The organism is Roseateles amylovorans (assembly GCF_025398155.2).
GTDB lineage: Bacteria > Pseudomonadota > Gammaproteobacteria > Burkholderiales > Burkholderiaceae_C > Roseateles > Roseateles amylovorans.
The window spans coordinates 5996492-6013164 of the sequence record NZ_CP104562.2 but is presented as its reverse complement, the minus strand read 5'-3'; the positions used below and the strand labels follow the sequence as shown (position 1 = coordinate 6013164).

Sequence of the window (16673 nt, the reverse complement as noted above, 5' to 3'; positions counted from 1 at the left end):
ATCGCTATGCGATCGCCTCGGCGATCACGCCGCCGCCCAGGCAGACCTCGCCGTCATACACGACCGCGCTCTGTCCAGGCGTGACCGCCCATTGCGCCTGCGCAAAGTCCAGCCGGATCTGGCCCTCACCCGGGGTGAGCGCACACGGCGCATCCGCTTGACGGTAGCGGGTCTTGGCGCCGAAGCCGCCGAAGGCGGGCGGCGCGTCGGTCCAGCTCAGGTCCTGGGCGACCAGGCTGCGGCTCTGCAACAGCGGATGCTCATGCCCTTGCACCGCGATCAGCGTGTTGGTGTCCAGGTCCTTGCGAGCGACGAACCACGGCTCATGAGCACCCGCCCCGCGTGGCGCCCCCTTCTCCTTGACGCCGCCGATGCCCAGGCCCTGGCGCTGGCCGAGCGTGTAGAAGGACAGTCCGACGTGCTCACCCAGCTTGCGGCCGCGGTCATCCTTGATCGGACCCGGCTGATGCGAGAGATAGCGGTTCAGGAACTCCCGGAACGGACGCTCGCCGATGAAGCAGATGCCGGTCGAGTCCTTCTTCTTCGCGTTCGGCAGGCCGATCTCCTCGGCAAGGCGGCGCACCTCGGTCTTGGGCAGGTCGCCCACCGGGAACAAGGTCTTCTGCAATTGCGCCTGATTGAGACGGTGCAGGAAGTAGCTCTGGTCCTTGAGCGGATCCAGTCCCTTGAGCAGTTGCACCCGACCGTCGCGTTCACGCACCCGGGCGTAATGGCCGGTGGCGATCTTCTCGGCGCCCAGGCGCATCGCATGGTCGAGGAAGGCCTTGAACTTGATCTCGGCGTTGCAGAGCACGTCCGGATTGGGCGTGCGGCCCGCCTGGTATTCGCGCAGGAACTCGGCGAACACCCGGTCTTTGTATTCGGCCGCAAAGTTCACATGCTCGATCTCGATGCCGATCACGTCGGCCACCGCGGCGGCGTCCACGAAGTCGATGTTGGAGGAGCAGTAGGCGCTGTCGTCGTCGTCTTCCCAGTTTTTCATGAAGATGCCGACGACCTCATGCCCGGCCTGCTTCAGCAGCCACGCGGACACGGCGGAATCAACACCGCCGGACAGTCCGACGACGATGCGTTGCTTCTTGGGATTCATGGGGACGGATTGTCCGCGATGCCGCGGCGCCCCGTCTCGTCTGGGGAGACTTCGCCCCAGGTCGGTGCCGGCCCGGCGCCCGTCGCCCGTCACCCCGCAGGCGCCGCGATCCGTGCGAAGCGTCACGACGCTCGACACTGGACGCACGACGCACGACGCTCGACGACGGAGGCCGGTCCAGGCTGCGTTCTGCGGAGCGGGCCTGGCGTGAGGGCGGTGACCTTCACCGGCGGCCCCATGGAAGGCCGGTGGGGGAAGTTCGGCCGTGCAATCCCTCGGTTTGTCTATCCCCCACGATCCCCCCGCCTGTAGGCAAATCGCTGACGAGCGGATCCGACATTGCGCACAGCAGACATCGCCAACCGCCACTGTCCGTCGCGGAGGCGGCGTCGCACACTGGCGTCAAAGGGAGTCGCCTCATGAACGTCGTCATCGTTGAATCCTCCGTCACCATCCGCAACCAGTTGCAGGCGCTGCTGGCGCGCGAGAAGCGCATCCATGTCGTGGGCGAGGCCGCCGATGAGGCGTCGGCCATCCGGGTCATCGCCCAGACGCAGCCCGACGTGATCATGATGGACCTGGCACTCCAGCCCGGCAGCGGCCTGCGGGTGCTGCGCGCGGTGCGTCAGCTGGGCGTGGGCGCTCGCGTCGTGGTGCTGAGCAACAGCTATTACGAGGAGATGCGGCGCGCCTGCGCGGCGCACGGCATCTCCGGATTCTTCGAGAAGAGCCACCAGACCGAGGACGCCCTGGCCCTCATGCGCAGCTGGCTGCCGCCGGTCTATGGCGACGAGTCCCAGCGTCTGCGGGCACTGGGCCAGTTGGAGGTCTCGCCCGGCCAGCACGGCGCCTTCCATGAGCTGGCCGACCTGGCCTGCGACATCAGTGGCAGCGGCATGGCCGCCATCAGCCTGATCGATGCCGAGCAGCAACGCTTCATCGGCACTTCCGGCCTGACCCTCTCCACGCTGCCGCGCTCGCGCGGCTTCTGCGCCCAGGTGATGCATCAGGGCCCGGTGGTCGAGGTGCCGGACACCTGGCAGGATGCCCGCTTTGCCGACCACCCGCTGGTGCAGGGTGCGCCCTATGTCCGCTTCTATGCCGCCGTGCCGCTGGCGCTGTCCAGTGGCGATGTGGTGGGCACGCTGTGCGTGCTGGACCGGCTGCCTCGCCGCCTGCGCGAGCGCCAGCGGGAGGCCCTGCTGACGCTGTCGCGCTGCGCGATCAACGAGCTCGAAGCCACGCGCCAGCCCGGTCCGGTCGCTCGGTTGATGGGTGCCGCCATGACGGCCTGAATCGGCCGCCGGGATCACCTTCGGCAACCCTGGGGCGATCCGGTGCTTGCCTGTCGGATGTCGGGCCGACGTCGGATGGATGCGGGGCGCATGCCGGGGCTGCCGGACAGGTGGCCAGGCGACGAGCTCCGCTCACTGGTTCCACCTCGCGCTCAGCGACGGGTCAGAACGCGAACGGCCGATTTCAGGCCGCGGGTGGCACCGGCGCCGTGGGCGCCTCGAACAACGACGGATCGTTGACCAGCGCCTCCAGAGGCAACCGCCGTCCGGCGGCGTGGTCCTCGATGCATCGCAGCACCAGGGGGCTGCGGTGGCGGTCCCGGCTGGCGCGCACCTCGTCCAGCGTCATCCACAGGGTGCGCTGCACCGGGGTGTCGAAGGCGCGGCCGGGAATCTGTTCCCCCACCTGGCCGACGAAGGCGATCCGCACATAGGTCACGTCTTCGTTGCGGGCCGGCCGCAGGAAGCGCGACATGTACACCCCCAGCCAGGCTGTGGGCGTGAAGTCGCGGGCGGATTCCTCCAGCGTCTCACGGATCACGCCCTGGATCGGTGACTCGCCCTGTTCCAGATGGCCGGCCGGATTGTTCAGCAGCAGTCCGCCGGAGGTCAGTTCCTCCACCAGCAGATAGCGACCGTCCTGTTCGATGACGGCGGCGACGGTGACGTTGGGCTTGAAGCGTTCGGTCATGGCTCCCCTAAGACGCGATGTTCCTGCGCAGGCCGGCCCTCACCGGGCGGGTGACCCGCATGGGGGCCTGCTCGAAATCCTGGCGCCGCCGCTCGTCCTGGCCGAGCCGCAGCGCGCATGGCGATTCCCGGTCCGCATCGGCCCGCAGGCGCGTTGCCCGCAGTGCGCCGGTGGCGCCCAGGGCATGCGCCTCGGCCGGATCGGTCTCACTCATGGGCCGACATTGTGCTTGGTCTTGATGACGCTTTCCGTGCCGACGCTCGTCGCCTGTCCATCGCGGGGCAGGGCAGCGGCGCAATCCTCGTGTGCAGGGGCCCTGGGGGTCATGAAACGAAGCCGCCCGCCAAGCCGGTGATTCCAGCTTGGCGGGCGGCTCCAGGTCATCAGCGTGGGGTGTCCGTCAGCGACGGCTCCTGCGCCAGGGCGATCAACTCAGCGCACGTTCAGCGGCCACGTCCGTGGTCGCCGCGATCCCCACGGTCTCCTCGATCGTCGCGATCTCGGCGGTCATGGTCGTGATCGGGGCCGTGCCCGTGCCCGTGCCCGTGCCCGTGAGCAGGGCCATGACCATGAGCGGGGCCGCGGCGGTCATCCCAACCACGGCCGCGCGGGCCTTCCGGATGTTCATGGCGGTAATGCGGCGCGTAGACGTCGCGGTACCAGGTGTCCCGTACGAAGTACACCGGGCGTCCGCAGGCACCGTACTGGCCGCAGTAACGGCGCCAGTTCTTCTGATGGCCGGGAGGCACACGCACATACACCGGTGGCGGTGGTGCCTGGACGCGATGGATGATCACAGGCTGGGCGTAGACGACTTCGGGACGGGTATTGCCGATGTTGATCTGGCCATAGAACCCGGGTTCACCGATGCTGACGGACACGCCGACATCGGCGGCCTGGGACGCCAGCGGCGCGGCCAACGCGGCCAAGGCCAGTGCGCCGGAGAGGAGGAACTTGTGGATGAGCATGGTGGCTCCTTTCTACCTGGACACAACGCCTGGATGTCCGGTGCGGTGCACACCGGTATACAACTGCGAACAACATGTTGTTTTGTTTCTCTGCCCATGCGCCACGTGGCCGGGTAGGGGGAGCGGCGCTGGCATGTGGCGCGGCCCGGTGCGGCTCTGGTCATGCGGCTCTCGTCATGGGGCGCTGGTCGTGCGGCGCTCGTTCGAGCGTGTCGGCTTCCGCCGCGACGTTCTGACATCGATGATGCGAGGAACCCTGAGCATCCGCGGCCGACTACCTTGCCCGGAGCGCCACCGGCGTCGATCGGCCGACGGGCCCTTCCGCCTGCGGCGCTGGCCTCGAAGTGGAGCGATGTCAAGGCGTCCTGCCGCTCTGCCTTGCTGCAGTGTCGTTCCCACAAGATTTGGTCACCTGAAAACAACGGATTGCCTTGTGCGTGGACCGCCCTAGTGAATCCCCTGTCGCCCAAATGCCGCGCTTCTCAGGGAGCGCGGGTAAGCTCGACCGACGCTGAGCCAAGATGGAGGACCAACAGATGCTGATTGGTGTGCCGCAAGAAACCACTGCGGGGGAAGCGCGCGTGGCCGCAACACCGGAGACGGTGAAGAAGCTCGTTGCCCAGGGCCATGCCCTGCGGGTGCAGCAGGGCGCCGGCCTGGACGCCAGTGTGACCGATGAGGCCTACGCCGCCGCCGGGGCGGAGATCGTCTCGCGGGAGGTGGCCTTCGGCAGCGACCTGGTGCTCAAGGTGCGTGCGCCCGACGCGCAGGAACTGGCGCTCTTCAAACCCGGCGCCTTGCTCGCCGGCATGCTCAACCCCTTCGACCGCGACGGCCTGCAGCGGTTGGCGCAGGCCCGGCTCACCGCGTTCGCTCTGGAAGCAGCCCCGCGCACCACCCGCGCGCAGAGCATGGATGTGCTTTCCAGCCAGGCCAACCTGGCCGGCTACAAGGCGGTGATGCTGGCCGCCTTCCACTATCAGCGGCTGTTTCCGATGTTGATGACCGCCGCCGGCACCATCAAGGCCGCACGGGTGGTGGTGCTGGGCGTGGGCGTGGCCGGGCTGCAGGCGATTGCCACGGCCAAGCGGCTCGGCGCGGTGATCGAGGCCTCCGATGTCCGACCGTCCGTCAAGGAGCAGGTCGAGTCCCTGGGCGCGAAATTCATCGACGTGCCCTTCGAGACCGCCGAGGAACGCGAGGCGGCGGAAGGGGTCGGCGGTTATGCCCGGCCGATGCCGCCGAGCTGGCTCGCGCGCCAGCAGCTGGAGGTGGCCAAGCGGGTGGCGCAGGCCGATGTGGTCATCACCACCGCGCTGATTCCTGGTCGCCCCGCCCCGGTGCTGGTCACCGAGGAGATGGTGCGGGCGATGAAACCCGGCTCCGTCATCGTGGACATTGCCGCGCCGGCCGGCGGCAATTGCCCGCTCACCGAGCCCGGCCGGACGGTGCGCAAGCACGGCGTCATGCTGGTGGGCGAGACCAATCTGCCCTCGCTGGTGGCGGCGGACGCCTCCGCCTTGTATGCCCGCAACCTGCTCGACTTTCTCAAGCTGATCCTCACCAAGGAGGGCGGCTTCGCCCTGCCGGCCGACGACGACATCGTCACCGCCTGCCTCGTCACCCACGAGGGCCAGGTGTTGCGACCCGGCTGATCGACGCGACGTCGAGCCCCGCAGGCCCAGGCCGGTCGGAATCCGAAAGGACGATCGACAGCCCCCAGTCTCTGCGGGATCCCGCGCCCTCGAATCGATCGGTACCCGGCCACGGTTCACCGAATCCACCGCTCACAGGAGGTTTCTCTCATGGATGCCGTCTCTCCCACCCTGATCAACCTGACGATCTTCGTGCTGGCGATCTACGTCGGTTATCACGTCGTCTGGACCGTCACCCCGGCCCTGCACACCCCGCTGATGGCGGTGACCAATGCCATCTCGGCGATCGTCATCGTCGGCGCAATGCTGGCCGCCGCGCTCACCGAGACCCCGCTGGGCAAGTTCATGGGCACCTTTGCGGTGGCGCTGGCGGCGGTGAATGTCTTCGGCGGCTTCCTCGTCACCCGACGGATGCTGGAGATGTTCAAGAAGAAGGAGCGCAAGCAATGAGCCATCGTCATTGGCCTGCTGCGCGACGGCAGGCGCCTTCTGTCGGACATCGGGCCGCGCGCGCCTGGCCGCAGGGGGCGTGCTCAGCCGCAGTTTCGGCGGCATCTGCATCTGCACTTGCACTTGCACTTGCATTTGCATTTGCATTTGCACTCGCATCCGCATCCGCATCCGCATCCTCAGCCGCGCTGCATGAGGGCGCGCCATCGACCGGGGAGAACACCGCATGTCCATGAATCTCGTCGCGCTGCTGTACCTGATCGCGAGCGTGTGCTTCATTCAGGCGCTGAAAGGGTTGTCGCATCCGACCACCTCGATCCGCGGCAATGTCTTCGGCATGGTCGGGATGACGATCGCGGTGCTGACCACCGGGGCGCTCATCCTCAAACTGGCCGACGGCCAGGTGCTGGGGCTGGGTTATGTGCTGGGCGGCCTGGTCGTCGGCGGTGGCATCGGCACCGTGATGGCCCAGCGGGTGGAGATGACCAAGATGCCGGAGCTGGTCGCCTTCATGCACAGCATGATCGGCCTCGCTGCGGTGTGCATTGCGGTGGCGGCGGTCGCGGAGCCCCATGCCTTCGGCATCGCAGTGCATGGGGATCCGATCCCGGGCGGCAACCGCATCGAGCTGGCACTGGGCTGCTTCATCGGCGCGGTGACGTTCTCCGGCTCCGTCATCGCATTCGGCAAGCTCAGCGGCAAGTACAAGTTCCGCTTGTTCCAGGGCGCGCCAGTGAGCTTTCCTGGCCAGCACTGGCTGAACCTGGCGCTGGGTCTGGCGGCGGCGTTCTTCATCGTTGGCTTCTGGCATTCGCAGAGCTGGATGGATTTCATCCTGGTCGTGGCGCTCGGTTTCGCGCTGGGCGTGTTGCTGATCATCCCGATCGGCGGCGCGGACATGCCGGTGGTGGTCTCGATGCTCAACAGCTATTCCGGATGGGCCGCCGCGGGCATCGGGTTCTCGCTCAACAACAGCATGCTGATCATTGCGGGATCGCTGGTGGGCAGCTCCGGCGCCATCCTGAGCTACATCATGTGCAAGGCGATGAACCGATCGTTCTTCAACGTGATCCTGGGCGGGTTCGGCGGCGAGGCGAGTGCAGCGGCGGTGGCCACGCAGCAGCGGCCGGTCAAGAGCGGCAGTGCCGATGACGCCGCTTTCATCCTGGGCAATGCGGAGAGCGTGATCATCGTGCCCGGCTACGGCCTGGCCGTGGCCCGCGCCCAGCATGCGGTCAAGGAGCTCGCACAGAAGCTGATCGCCAAGGGGGTGACGGTCCGCTATGCGATCCATCCAGTGGCCGGTCGCATGCCGGGCCACATGAATGTCCTGCTGGCCGAGGCCGAAGTGCCCTACGACCAGGTCCATGAGATGGAGGACATCAACCCCGAGTTCGGCCAGACCGATGTGGCCATCATCCTGGGCGCCAACGATGTGGTGAACCCGGCAGCGCTGACCAAGGGCAGTCCCATCTACGGCATGCCGATCCTGGAAGCCTACAAGGCGCGCACGGTGATCGTGAACAAGCGGTCGATGGCGGCCGGTTACGCGGGCCTGGACAATGAACTCTTCTACATGGACAAGACCATGATGGTGTTCGGCGACGCCAAGAAGGTGGTCGAGGACATGCTCAAGGCGGTGGAGTGACGCCGCCACCCGGGCCCGGCGCGAAGGGGTCGGCCGGGTTGCTTCCGCGTGTCGCGCGCAAGGTGTACCGGTACCAACCCGCGCCGTTCTGACTCCATTTGCGGCCTTCTGGGTTTCTTTTGCCGGCGTTGTGCGGTGTATCGAATCCCCTGATGGGGCGCTTCCGGGGATCGGCGAGAATCCGCGCCGTACCTTGGAGACATAACAATGGAGAAACTCTGGCTGAAGCACTATGCGGCAGGCGTGCCCGCCGAGATCGATGCGGATGTCTATCCCTCGCTGATCGAGCTCATGGAAGCCGCGTTCGCGCAGTTTCCGGACCGGCCGGCCTACAAGATGCTGGGCCGCTCGATCAGCTACGCGCAGATTGACGAGGCGTCCCGCGCGCTGGCGGCCTACCTGCAGGGCCTGGGGCTGGAGAAGGGCGATCGCGTCGCGATCATGATGCCCAACGTGCCGCAGTATCCGGTCGCCGTGGCTGCGGTGCTGCGTGCGGGCTTTGTGGTGGTCAACGTCAACCCGCTCTACACCCCGCGGGAACTGGAACACCAGCTCAAGGATGCCGGCGCGAAGGCGATCGTCATTGTCGAGAACTTCGCCGCCACGTTGCAGCAGGTGATGGCCCATGTGCCCACCAAGCATGTGGTGCTGGCCGCCATGGGCGACATGCTCGGCCTGATCAAGGGCACCGTCGTCAATTACGTGGTGCGCAAGGTCAAGAAGCTGGTCCCGGCGTTTGAACTGCCCACCGCGGTGCGTTTCAACGACGCGGTGGCCAAGGGCCGCCACCAGCAATACCGCCGTCCGGCCGTGGGGCCCAACGACATCGCCGTGCTGCAGTACACCGGCGGCACCACCGGCGTGTCCAAGGGCGCGGTGCTGCTGCACCGCAACCTGGTGGCCAACACGCTGCAGTGCGAGGCCTGGTACCAACCCGCGCTGCGCAAGATTCCCAAGCATGAACAGCTGGTCAGCATTTGCGCGCTGCCGCTATATCACATCTTCGGCTTCACGACCAACCTGATGCTGTCGATGCGAGTGGGCGGCTGCAATGTGCTGATTCCCAATCCGCGCGACCTGCCCGCGGTCTTCAAGGAACTCAGCCAGCATCGCTTCCACAGCCTGCCGGCGGTCAACACGCTGTTCATGGCCATGGCCCATCACCCGGCCTTCGGCACGGTGGACTGGAGCGGCCTGGTGATTTCGGTGGGCGGCGGCATGGCCGTTCAGCAAGCCACCGCCAAGCAATGGCTGGACAAGACCGGCTGCCCGATCGTCGAAGGCTACGGACTGTCCGAGACCTCGCCCGTGGCCAGTTGCAATCCGACCGACAGCACCGCCTACACCGGCTCCATCGGCCTGCCGCTGCCCGGTACCGAACTGCGTCTGCTGGATGACGATGGCCGGGAAGTCCCGGCGGGCGGCGCCGGTGAGATCGCCATCAAGGGCCCGCAGGTGATGGCCGGCTACTGGCAGCGTCCGGACGAAACCGCCAAGGTGATGACCGCCGACGGCTTCTTCCGCACCGGCGACATCGGCACCGTGGACGAGCGGGGCTATTTCCGCATCGTGGACCGCAAGAAGGACATGATCCTGGTCAGCGGCTTCAACGTCTATCCGAACGAGATCGAGGATGTCCTGACACAAATGCCGGGCATTCTGGAATGTGCGGCGGTGGGCGTGCCGGATGAGAAGGCCGGCGAGACGGTCAAGGTCGTCATCGTCAAGCGCAATGCCGCGCTCACCGAGGCGGATGTGAAGGCCTACTGCGAAGCCAACCTCACTGGCTACAAGCGCCCGCGGATCATCGAGTTCCGCACCGAACTCCCGAAAACACCGGTGGGCAAGGTGCTGCGCCGAGAATTGCGCGACAAAAAGTAGCAGTTTCCCTGGGGGCTGCGCGGCGCACACCGCCTAAGCTTCGCGCTCCTGAGGAGGAAGCAAGGCCGTGCTAGAAGAACGTTATGAAAAGTCAGAGGCCGGGCGAGCGGAGATCAAGTCGCGCTCGCTCGTGCAGGCGCGGGTGGCGCGCAATCTGTTGTTGGTGATCGACGCCACCAGGACCGGTGAAGAATGGCTGGGCATGGTGCAAGGCGCCACCCCGGCCGATCTGGAATTGCTGCTGCAACACCGCCTGGTGATGCCGACCCCCGCACTGGCCTCCCTGAGTCGTCCGGCGCCGTTGTCGGGCCCGGCCTCGACCATCGGGTCGCCACGCGGTCCGGCGACCCAGACGGGCTCACGGGCGGCCGTGTCGCGGCTGGCGGGCGCGCCGCAGTCGTCGCTGGATTTCGGCCAGCTCTACACCGCGCTCAGCACCTTCGCCAAACAGCAGGGCCTGCTCAAGGGCTACCGCTTGGCCCTGGAGGTGGAGCAGTGCCAGGACTTGCCGCAGCTGCAGGTGCTGGCGCTGGATGTGGTGGACCGGGTGCGTGCCACCAAGGGCGATGCGGCCGCGCATGAACTGCGTGCGACACTGGGTTTTCACTGAGTTCAGGGACCGAGACCGCATGTCCTGACCCTGAGCCGTCCTTTTCTCGGGAGATTGCATGTCGACCTCGACCCCCTATCAAGTTGCGGTGCTGGTGGGCAGCCTGCGCCAGGCCTCGTTCAACCGCAAGCTGGCCCTGGCGCTGCAGGCCCTGGCGCCGCCGGAGCTGGCACTGCGCATCGTGGAGATCGGCCATCTGCCGTTCTACAACGAGGACGAGGCCGCCGCGCCGCCCGCCCCCTACGGCGAGTTCCGTGCCGCGATCAAGGCGGCGGATGCGGTGCTCTTCGTCAGCCCGGAATACAACCGGTCGATTCCTGCGGCGCTGAAGAACGCGCTGGATGTCGGCTCGCGGCCCTACGGCCAGAATGCCTTCGAGGGCAAGCCCGGTGCGGTGGTCACGCTGTCGCCCGGCGGACTGGGCGGTTTCGGCGCCCACCATCACCTGCGTCAGGTCCTGGTCTGCCTGAATGTGGCCACCCTGCCCACGCCCGAGATGTATCTAGGCGGCGCCGCGGACATGTTCACGGCGGACGGGGCGATCGCCAAGCCCGACACCGAAGCGTTCCTGCGCAAGTTCCTGGCCACCTTCTCGACCTGGATCCGCAAGCAGAAGGCGGCCTGATCCGCTGACTGCAGGCGAGCTGCGCCACTGCGGCCGCTCGCCGTTCCTCGCTTTCCTCTTTCCTCTTTCCTCTTTCCTCTTTCCTCTTTCCTGTGTGGCAGCAGCCCCGCTGCCTTCGCCGCCAACGATTCCCGCCGTGCCAGCCCGCCTCTTTGTCGAGCAATCGCTCCAAGCTTCTCCCGCGTCATCGGTCTCCTCGGAGGCTGACGCGGCAGCGGCCGCCGACTTCAATCTCCCACCGGGCGCCGCACGGCATGTGCAGGTGCTGCGGCTTCAACCCGGCGATCGGGTCACGCTGTTTGACGGCAGCGGCGACGAATGGACCGCCGAGGTCACCGCCATGAGCCGGTCCGAGGTCCGGGTCGTGCTGCGGGAACGCCATGCGGTCGACAGGGAGCTGCGGCCCCGCGTGACCCTGGCGGTGGTGATGCCGGCCAATGACCGCATGGATGGCATCGTCGAGAAAGCCTGCGAACTCGGCGCCGTCGCGATCCAGCCGCTGATGAGCGAACGCTCGGTGCTGCGCTTGACCGGCGACCGCGCCGAGAAGAAGCGCGCCCATTGGCAGGGCGTGGCCATTGCGGCGGCCGAGCAGTGCGGCCGCACCCGGCCGCTGCAGGTGGCGCCGGTCAAGACGCTGGGCGCCTGGTTGGCCGAGTTGGGCGAGGCCGATGGGCCGCGCTGGTTGCTCAGTCCGGTGGCGGCACAGCCGCTGTCGGCGCTGGCGGAGGTGCCATCCGAGTCCGCCGAAGGCGAACGTCGGATCCTGGTGCTCAGCGGACCGGAGGGCGGGCTCAGTGAGGCGGAGGAGCAGTCCGCACGCGCTCGCGGGTTCTCTGCAGTGAAGCTCGGCCCGCGCATCCTGCGTGCCGATACCGCACCCTTGGCCGTGCTGGGGTGGTTGGCCCTGAGCGACACCGGCGCCTGAGCGGACCAGGACGCTCGGTCCTTGATCGTCTCAGGCCCCGTCCCGATGGTTCGCGGCAACGGCCCGTCACACGAGGCACGCCACACGAGGCGTCGCCGGCGTGGGTGCACCCCGGCTCGCCATCGGACTCAGGCTCAGTCCTCCGACTCGGTCGTCGGCGCTTGCTTACGCGCCGATCCGGCGACCAGGTCGAACTTGAACATCCGGCATTCGATCGGGCCGTTCCACATCGGGATGCGGCGCGATTCCTTCAGCCGCATCTTGCTGGGCAGTTTCATTTCCGGACACAGCAGCCAAGCGGTCCATCCCGCCGGATGCTGGGTGTAGGCCCGCTTCCAATGAGAGGCCAGGCGAGGGAAGAAGTCGTCGCCGGCATCGCGCTCTTCGGACAGCGGTCCGTCCTCCATCGCCCGTGAGCCGGTGCCCGCCTTGCCGCGGACTTCGATCCGCTCGCCATACGGGGGATTCAGCATCAGCGTGCCGGGCAGCTCGTCCGGCAGCTTCGGTGCCGGACGCTCCAGCGCGTCGCCGCCGTTGAACTGGATGTACTGAGCCACACCGGCCCGCTCGGCATTGCGTCGGGCGAAGTCCACCATCCGGAAGGCCACATCGCTGGCAAACAGCGGCACCTCGGGCTCATGCTGGGCGGCGCGGGCCTCGTCCTTCATGCGGCGCCACGCCGGCAGCATCGACTGGAAGGGGCGCAGCTTCTCGAAGGCGAATCGGCGTTGGATGCCGGGGGCGATGCCGCAGGCAATGGTCGCCGCCTCCACCACGATGGTGCCCGAGCCACAGCAGGGGTCGTGCAGCGCGCCGCCTTCCTCAGGCGTGCCCTTCCAGCCGGCGGCCGCCAACATGGCCGCGGCCAGGGTCTCCTTGAGCGGGGCGTCGCCCTTGTCCTCACGCCAGCCGCGCTTGAACAGCGGCTCGCCGGAGCTGTCGACATACAGCGTGGCGTCGAATTCGGTCAGATGCAGTTGCAGCGGCAGATCGGGCCAGCGCGTGTCGACACTGGGCCGTTCGCCGGTCTGGTCCCGCAGCACATCGCAGACCGCGTCCTTTACCCGCAAGGTGGCGAAGTTCAGGCTGTGCAGCGGCGAGCGCTGGGCGGTGGTGTCCACGCGGATCGTCTGCTCCGGCGAGATCCACTGGCCCCAGTCGATGCGGCGGGCCATGGCATAGATGTCGTCCTCATGCCGATAGTCTTCCTGCGCCACCTCGATCAGCACCCGTTGGGCCAGTCGGCTGTGCAGATTGAGCCGCATCACCGCTTCCAGCGTGCCCAGCAGGCCCACGCCGCCCCGGAAGGCCTTGGGGCCCTGCAGGCATTCGGCGGGGGAGAGGATGTCGCGCACTTCCTCCTCCAGCCAGGCTTCAACACCGGCAGGGCAGGGCAGGAAGAGGTGATACGAGGACGCGGACAGGGACATGGGGCGATGCGGCAGGGAGAATCGACGAACAGCCGATGGCGTCAGCGGCGCTGGGCCGTGCGGGATCGGGTCGAGCGCCGCATTGTCCCACCGCCTCAGGATCGCCGGCGGGCGAGCCTGCTCAGCGGGCCTTGCGCAGGTTCGCGGGCGCGAGCTTGAGCGCCTCGCGGTACTTGGCGACGGTGCGCCGGGCCACGGTGATGCCCTGCTCGCCAAGCATGGTCGACAACTGGCTGTCCGACAGCGGACTGGTGGTGTCCTCCGCCGCAATGAACTGCTTGATCAACGCCCGCACGGCGGTGCTGGAGGCATTGCCGCCGGCTTCGGTGGAGAGACTGGAGCCGAAGAAGTATTTCAGCTCGAAGGTGCCCCAGGGCGTGGCCATGTACTTGGCGGTCGTGACCCGGGAGATCGTCGATTCATGCAGACCCAGCTCATCGGCGATCTCGCGGAGCACCAGCGGTTTCATCGCCAGTTCGCCATGGGTGAAGAAACCGCGCTGGCGTTCGACGATCGCCTCGCTGACCCGCAGGATGGTGTCGAAGCGCTGCTGGATGTTCTTGATGAACCAGCGCGCCTCCTGCAACTGGCCACCCAGGGGCGAGTTGCTCACGCCGCCCCGGGTCGCCCGCAGGGCCTGGGCATAGAGATCATTGATGCGCAGCTTGGGCAGCACATCCGGATTGATCATCACCCGGAAGTTTCGACCGGCCTTCTGCACGATCACATCGGGCACCACCGGCCGGTTGTCATTGCGGGCATAGCGCCGGCCGGGCTTGGGCTCCAGACCGGAGATCAAGGCCTGCGCACCGCGCAGCAACTCGTCGTCCGCGCCGGTCAGGGACATCAGGCGGCGCCAGTCGCGCTTGGCCAGCAACTCGAGGTGGCGTCGGCAGATGACGATCGCCAGCGCCTGCTCGGGCGATCGCGGATGGGTGCGAAGCTGCAGCTCCAGGCATTCCGACAGCTCGCGCGCCCCGACACCGGCGGGCTCCATCGATTGCAGCCACTTGAGCGCACATTTGAAGTGGGCGAGCAACTGCTCGCGCTGCTCCTCGTCGCCGTCCTCGCCCAGCAAGGCGACCACCAGCTCTTCCAGCGTGTCTTCCAGGTAGCCGTCGTCGTTGAGGGACTCGATCAGCGCCAACAGCGCGGCGCGCTCGACCTCGTCGAGCTGCATGCCGGCCATCTGCGCGCGCAGCACGTCCTGGAGCGACGCGTCGGGCGCCTCGGTCTCCGGGCGCTCATCGTCGTCGCCGCCGCTTCCCGGCGAGGCGCCTGCGGGCTGCTCGCGGATGCCGTCGAAGTCGTCACCCTCGGTGCCGTTTTCCCAGTCGTCGCGCTCGGTGGTGCCGAAGTCCTCGGCGCGGATCTCGTCGGCCGCTGCCCCGTCGCCGGAAGTTTCCCCGGTGCTCTCGCCCACGCCGCCCTCGGTCGTGCCTGCGCTGCGCTCTTCGCGCTCTTCGCGTTCGGTCAGGCGTTCCTGGGTGGCGGCGGGCAACGGGGCGTCATGCTCTTCATCGGTCTCGAGCAGCGGATTGCTGGCCAGCATCTGCTCCACTTCCTGGTGCAGTTCCAGCGTCGACAACTGCAGCAGACGGATGGACTGCTGGAGCTGAGGCGTCAGCGCCAGATGCTGGGACAGGCGTACCTGTAGCGTCGGCCTCATTGCGCGCCTCGCCGCCTACATCCGGAAATGTTCGCCGAGGTAGACCCGCCGCACATCCTGGTGGTCCACGATGTGCTGAGGGGTGCCTTCGGCCAGCACCGTGCCCTCGCTGATGATGTAGGCACGGTCGCAGATGCCCAGGGTCTCCCGGACATTGTGGTCAGTGATCAGCACGCCGATGCCGCGCTGCTTCAGGAACCGGATGATCCGCTGGATCTCCAGCACCGCGATCGGGTCCACGCCGGCGAACGGCTCATCCAGCAGGATGAAGCGCGGCTGGGTCGCCAGGGCCCGGGCGATCTCCACCCGACGCCGCTCGCCACCGGACAGCGCAGGCGCCGGGGTGTCGCGCAGTTTCTCGATGGACAGCTCCTGCAGCAGCTTGTCGAGCTCGGCATCGATGCGGGCGGTCGGCCAGGCCTTGCCCTTGTCGTCCAGCTGCAGCTCCAGCACGGCGCGGATGTTCTCCTCGACATTGAGCTTGCGGAAAATCGAGGCTTCCTGCGGCAGATAGCTCAGACCCAGGCGGGAACGCTGATGGATCGGCAGCCGCTGCACTGGCTGGCCGTCGATCTGGATCTCGCCGGCATCGGCGCGGACCAGCCCGACGATCATGTAGAAGCTGGTGGTCTTGCCGGCGCCGTTGGGGCCGAGCAGACCCACCACTTCGCCGCTGTGCAGATCCAGGTGGACATCCTTGACCACCTTGCGCACGCCATACGTCTTCTGCAGCCCCCAGGCCTGCAGTCGGCTGCGGGGGAGGGCGGGGCGGGCGTCGCTCATGGCTGGGGCTGACGCGGAGTCAGGTTCATGCTGGGACGCAGGCCCAGCGGCTCGCTCGCAGCCGGCGCCGGTTCGGCCGGAGGATTGCGCGGCATCAGCACCACGCGGCCGCGGCCGCTCGGATGCGGCGAGCTCGCGCCAGTTTCGACCACCAGTCGTTCGGTCCGGTTGTCGTAGTTCAGCGAGGCGCCGGACATGGTCTGCATCAGCTGGTCGCCGCGCATGACCTTGGCTTCGGCATTGCCGACCAGGCGCATGGTTTCGCTGCGGGTGTCGTATTCGATCTGGTCGGCGCGGCCTTCGATCCGCTCGCCGGGGGTGTCACGGTCCTGGCGGAACTGCACCTGCCGGGCGGTGGCGCCGGTGGCATAGGCCTGGTAGTAGCCGTCGCTGGTTTCCTGCACATCCATGCGCTCGGCCCGCAGCATGAGCGAGCCCTTGGTCATGATGACGTTGCCGTTGAATTCGGCACGCTGCTTGACCTTGTCCACCTCGCCCTGCTTGTCGAAGACCAGGTTCAGCGGCTTCTGGCGGTCATCCTTGGCGGCGTGAGCCCAAGGCGCGACCAGGCCCAGCGCGAGGGCGCCGGTCAACAGCAGGGAGCGACGGAACGGCATGTGGGAATCCTGACGGCACAAAACTTGCAGGCCATTCTAGCCCTGCGGGCGGGGCGCTGCCGAGGCCCGCGCGTGGTGTTGTGGCGTCAGCGGGCAAGGCGCGATTGCGGCCCCAGTGCAATCTGTGGCTGCTGCCCCTTTCACTGGCCCAGGGCAGAGCCCCCTCCCCACGCCAAACACGATCGAAGCAACCGGGGGCCACTTTTCTCCGTGTCCCTTCTTCGTCGGACTGACGTCCGCCGAATTCATTCCTTGACCTCCGAAAAGTGGCCCCCGGTCGCTTCGATCCGAGCCACCCTGCCCTGCACCCAA

General features: G+C 67.3%; 16 protein-coding genes. 8 read left to right on the top strand and 8 right to left on the bottom strand.

Annotated elements, in window-relative coordinates:
- Positions 1-4 precede the first annotated feature (4 nt).
- Entirely contained in the window at positions 5-1111 is a 1107-nt protein-coding gene (gene mnmA, locus N4261_RS24875; protein WP_261757928.1) for a tRNA 2-thiouridine(34) synthase MnmA, read from the bottom strand.
- 419 nt (positions 1112-1530) lie between these two features.
- On the opposite strand from mnmA, the gene N4261_RS24870 reads away from it, so the two are divergent.
- Entirely contained in the window at positions 1531-2406 is an 876-nt protein-coding gene (locus N4261_RS24870; protein WP_261757927.1) for a response regulator, read from the top strand.
- 184 nt (positions 2407-2590) lie between these two features.
- On the opposite strand, the gene N4261_RS24865 is transcribed toward N4261_RS24870, so the two are convergent.
- From N4261_RS24865 to N4261_RS24855, 3 genes are all read right to left on the bottom strand, one after another.
- The gene (locus N4261_RS24865; RefSeq protein ID WP_261757926.1) at positions 2591-3097 is read right to left on the bottom strand and encodes an NUDIX hydrolase; all 507 of its coding nucleotides are present in this window, start codon (positions 3095-3097) and stop codon (positions 2591-2593) included.
- 7 nt (positions 3098-3104) lie between these two features.
- Positions 3105-3311, bottom strand: coding sequence for a hypothetical protein (locus tag N4261_RS24860; protein ID WP_261757925.1), 207 nt, complete (start codon positions 3309-3311; stop codon positions 3105-3107).
- Between the two features lie 229 nt (positions 3312-3540).
- Complete coding sequence (locus tag N4261_RS24855; protein WP_261757923.1) at positions 3541-4065, bottom strand: hypothetical protein; 525 nt, start codon at positions 4063-4065, stop codon at positions 3541-3543.
- Between the two features lie 536 nt (positions 4066-4601).
- Between N4261_RS24855 and N4261_RS24850 the strand changes: the two genes are divergently transcribed.
- The 7 genes from N4261_RS24850 to N4261_RS24820 all read left to right on the top strand — a co-directional run bounded on the left by N4261_RS24850 (position 4602) and on the right by N4261_RS24820 (position 11862).
- Positions 4602-5720: a Re/Si-specific NAD(P)(+) transhydrogenase subunit alpha gene (locus N4261_RS24850; protein ID WP_261757922.1), complete on the top strand. Its 1119-nt coding sequence runs from the start codon at positions 4602-4604 to the stop codon at positions 5718-5720.
- 150 nt (positions 5721-5870) lie between these two features.
- The gene (locus N4261_RS24845; protein ID WP_261757921.1) at positions 5871-6170 is read left to right on the top strand and encodes an NAD(P) transhydrogenase subunit alpha part 2; all 300 of its coding nucleotides are present in this window, start codon (positions 5871-5873) and stop codon (positions 6168-6170) included.
- Between the two features lie 226 nt (positions 6171-6396).
- Positions 6397-7818, top strand: a complete 1422-nt coding sequence (locus N4261_RS24840) for an NAD(P)(+) transhydrogenase (Re/Si-specific) subunit beta (protein ID WP_261757920.1) — start codon at positions 6397-6399, stop codon at positions 7816-7818.
- Positions 7819-8025: 207 nt separating this feature from the next.
- Positions 8026-9699 (top strand): long-chain-fatty-acid--CoA ligase, encoded by a 1674-nt coding sequence (locus tag N4261_RS24835; protein WP_261757919.1) that lies wholly within the window; start codon positions 8026-8028, stop codon positions 9697-9699.
- Between the two features lie 67 nt (positions 9700-9766).
- Complete coding sequence (locus tag N4261_RS24830) at positions 9767-10309, top strand: hypothetical protein (RefSeq protein ID WP_261757918.1); 543 nt, start codon at positions 9767-9769, stop codon at positions 10307-10309.
- 58 nt (positions 10310-10367) lie between these two features.
- Positions 10368-10934, top strand: coding sequence for an NADPH-dependent FMN reductase (locus tag N4261_RS24825; protein WP_261757917.1), 567 nt, complete (start codon positions 10368-10370; stop codon positions 10932-10934).
- A 136-nt stretch (positions 10935-11070) separates the two neighbouring features.
- Entirely contained in the window at positions 11071-11862 is a 792-nt protein-coding gene (locus tag N4261_RS24820) for a 16S rRNA (uracil(1498)-N(3))-methyltransferase (RefSeq protein ID WP_261757916.1), read from the top strand.
- Between the two features lie 134 nt (positions 11863-11996).
- Here the strand turns inward: N4261_RS24820 and N4261_RS24815 are convergent, their stop codons facing one another.
- From N4261_RS24815 to lptA, 4 genes are all read right to left on the bottom strand, one after another.
- On the bottom strand, positions 11997-13292 hold the full coding sequence (locus tag N4261_RS24815; protein ID WP_261757915.1) for a THUMP domain-containing class I SAM-dependent RNA methyltransferase: 1296 nt from the start codon (positions 13290-13292) through the stop codon (positions 11997-11999).
- Positions 13293-13413: 121 nt separating this feature from the next.
- Positions 13414-14961 carry an RNA polymerase factor sigma-54 gene (locus N4261_RS24810; protein WP_261757914.1) on the bottom strand — a complete coding sequence of 516 codons (1548 nt, stop codon included), beginning with the start codon at positions 14959-14961 and terminating at the stop codon, positions 13414-13416.
- A 15-nt stretch (positions 14962-14976) separates the two neighbouring features.
- Positions 14977-15744, bottom strand: coding sequence for an LPS export ABC transporter ATP-binding protein (lptB, locus tag N4261_RS24805; protein ID WP_261757913.1), 768 nt, complete (start codon positions 15742-15744; stop codon positions 14977-14979).
- On the bottom strand, positions 15741-16361 hold the full coding sequence (gene lptA / locus N4261_RS24800; protein ID WP_261757912.1) for a lipopolysaccharide transport periplasmic protein LptA: 621 nt from the start codon (positions 16359-16361) through the stop codon (positions 15741-15743). Before lptA ends, lptB begins: the two co-directional genes overlap by 4 nt.
- Positions 16362-16673 lie beyond the last annotated feature (312 nt).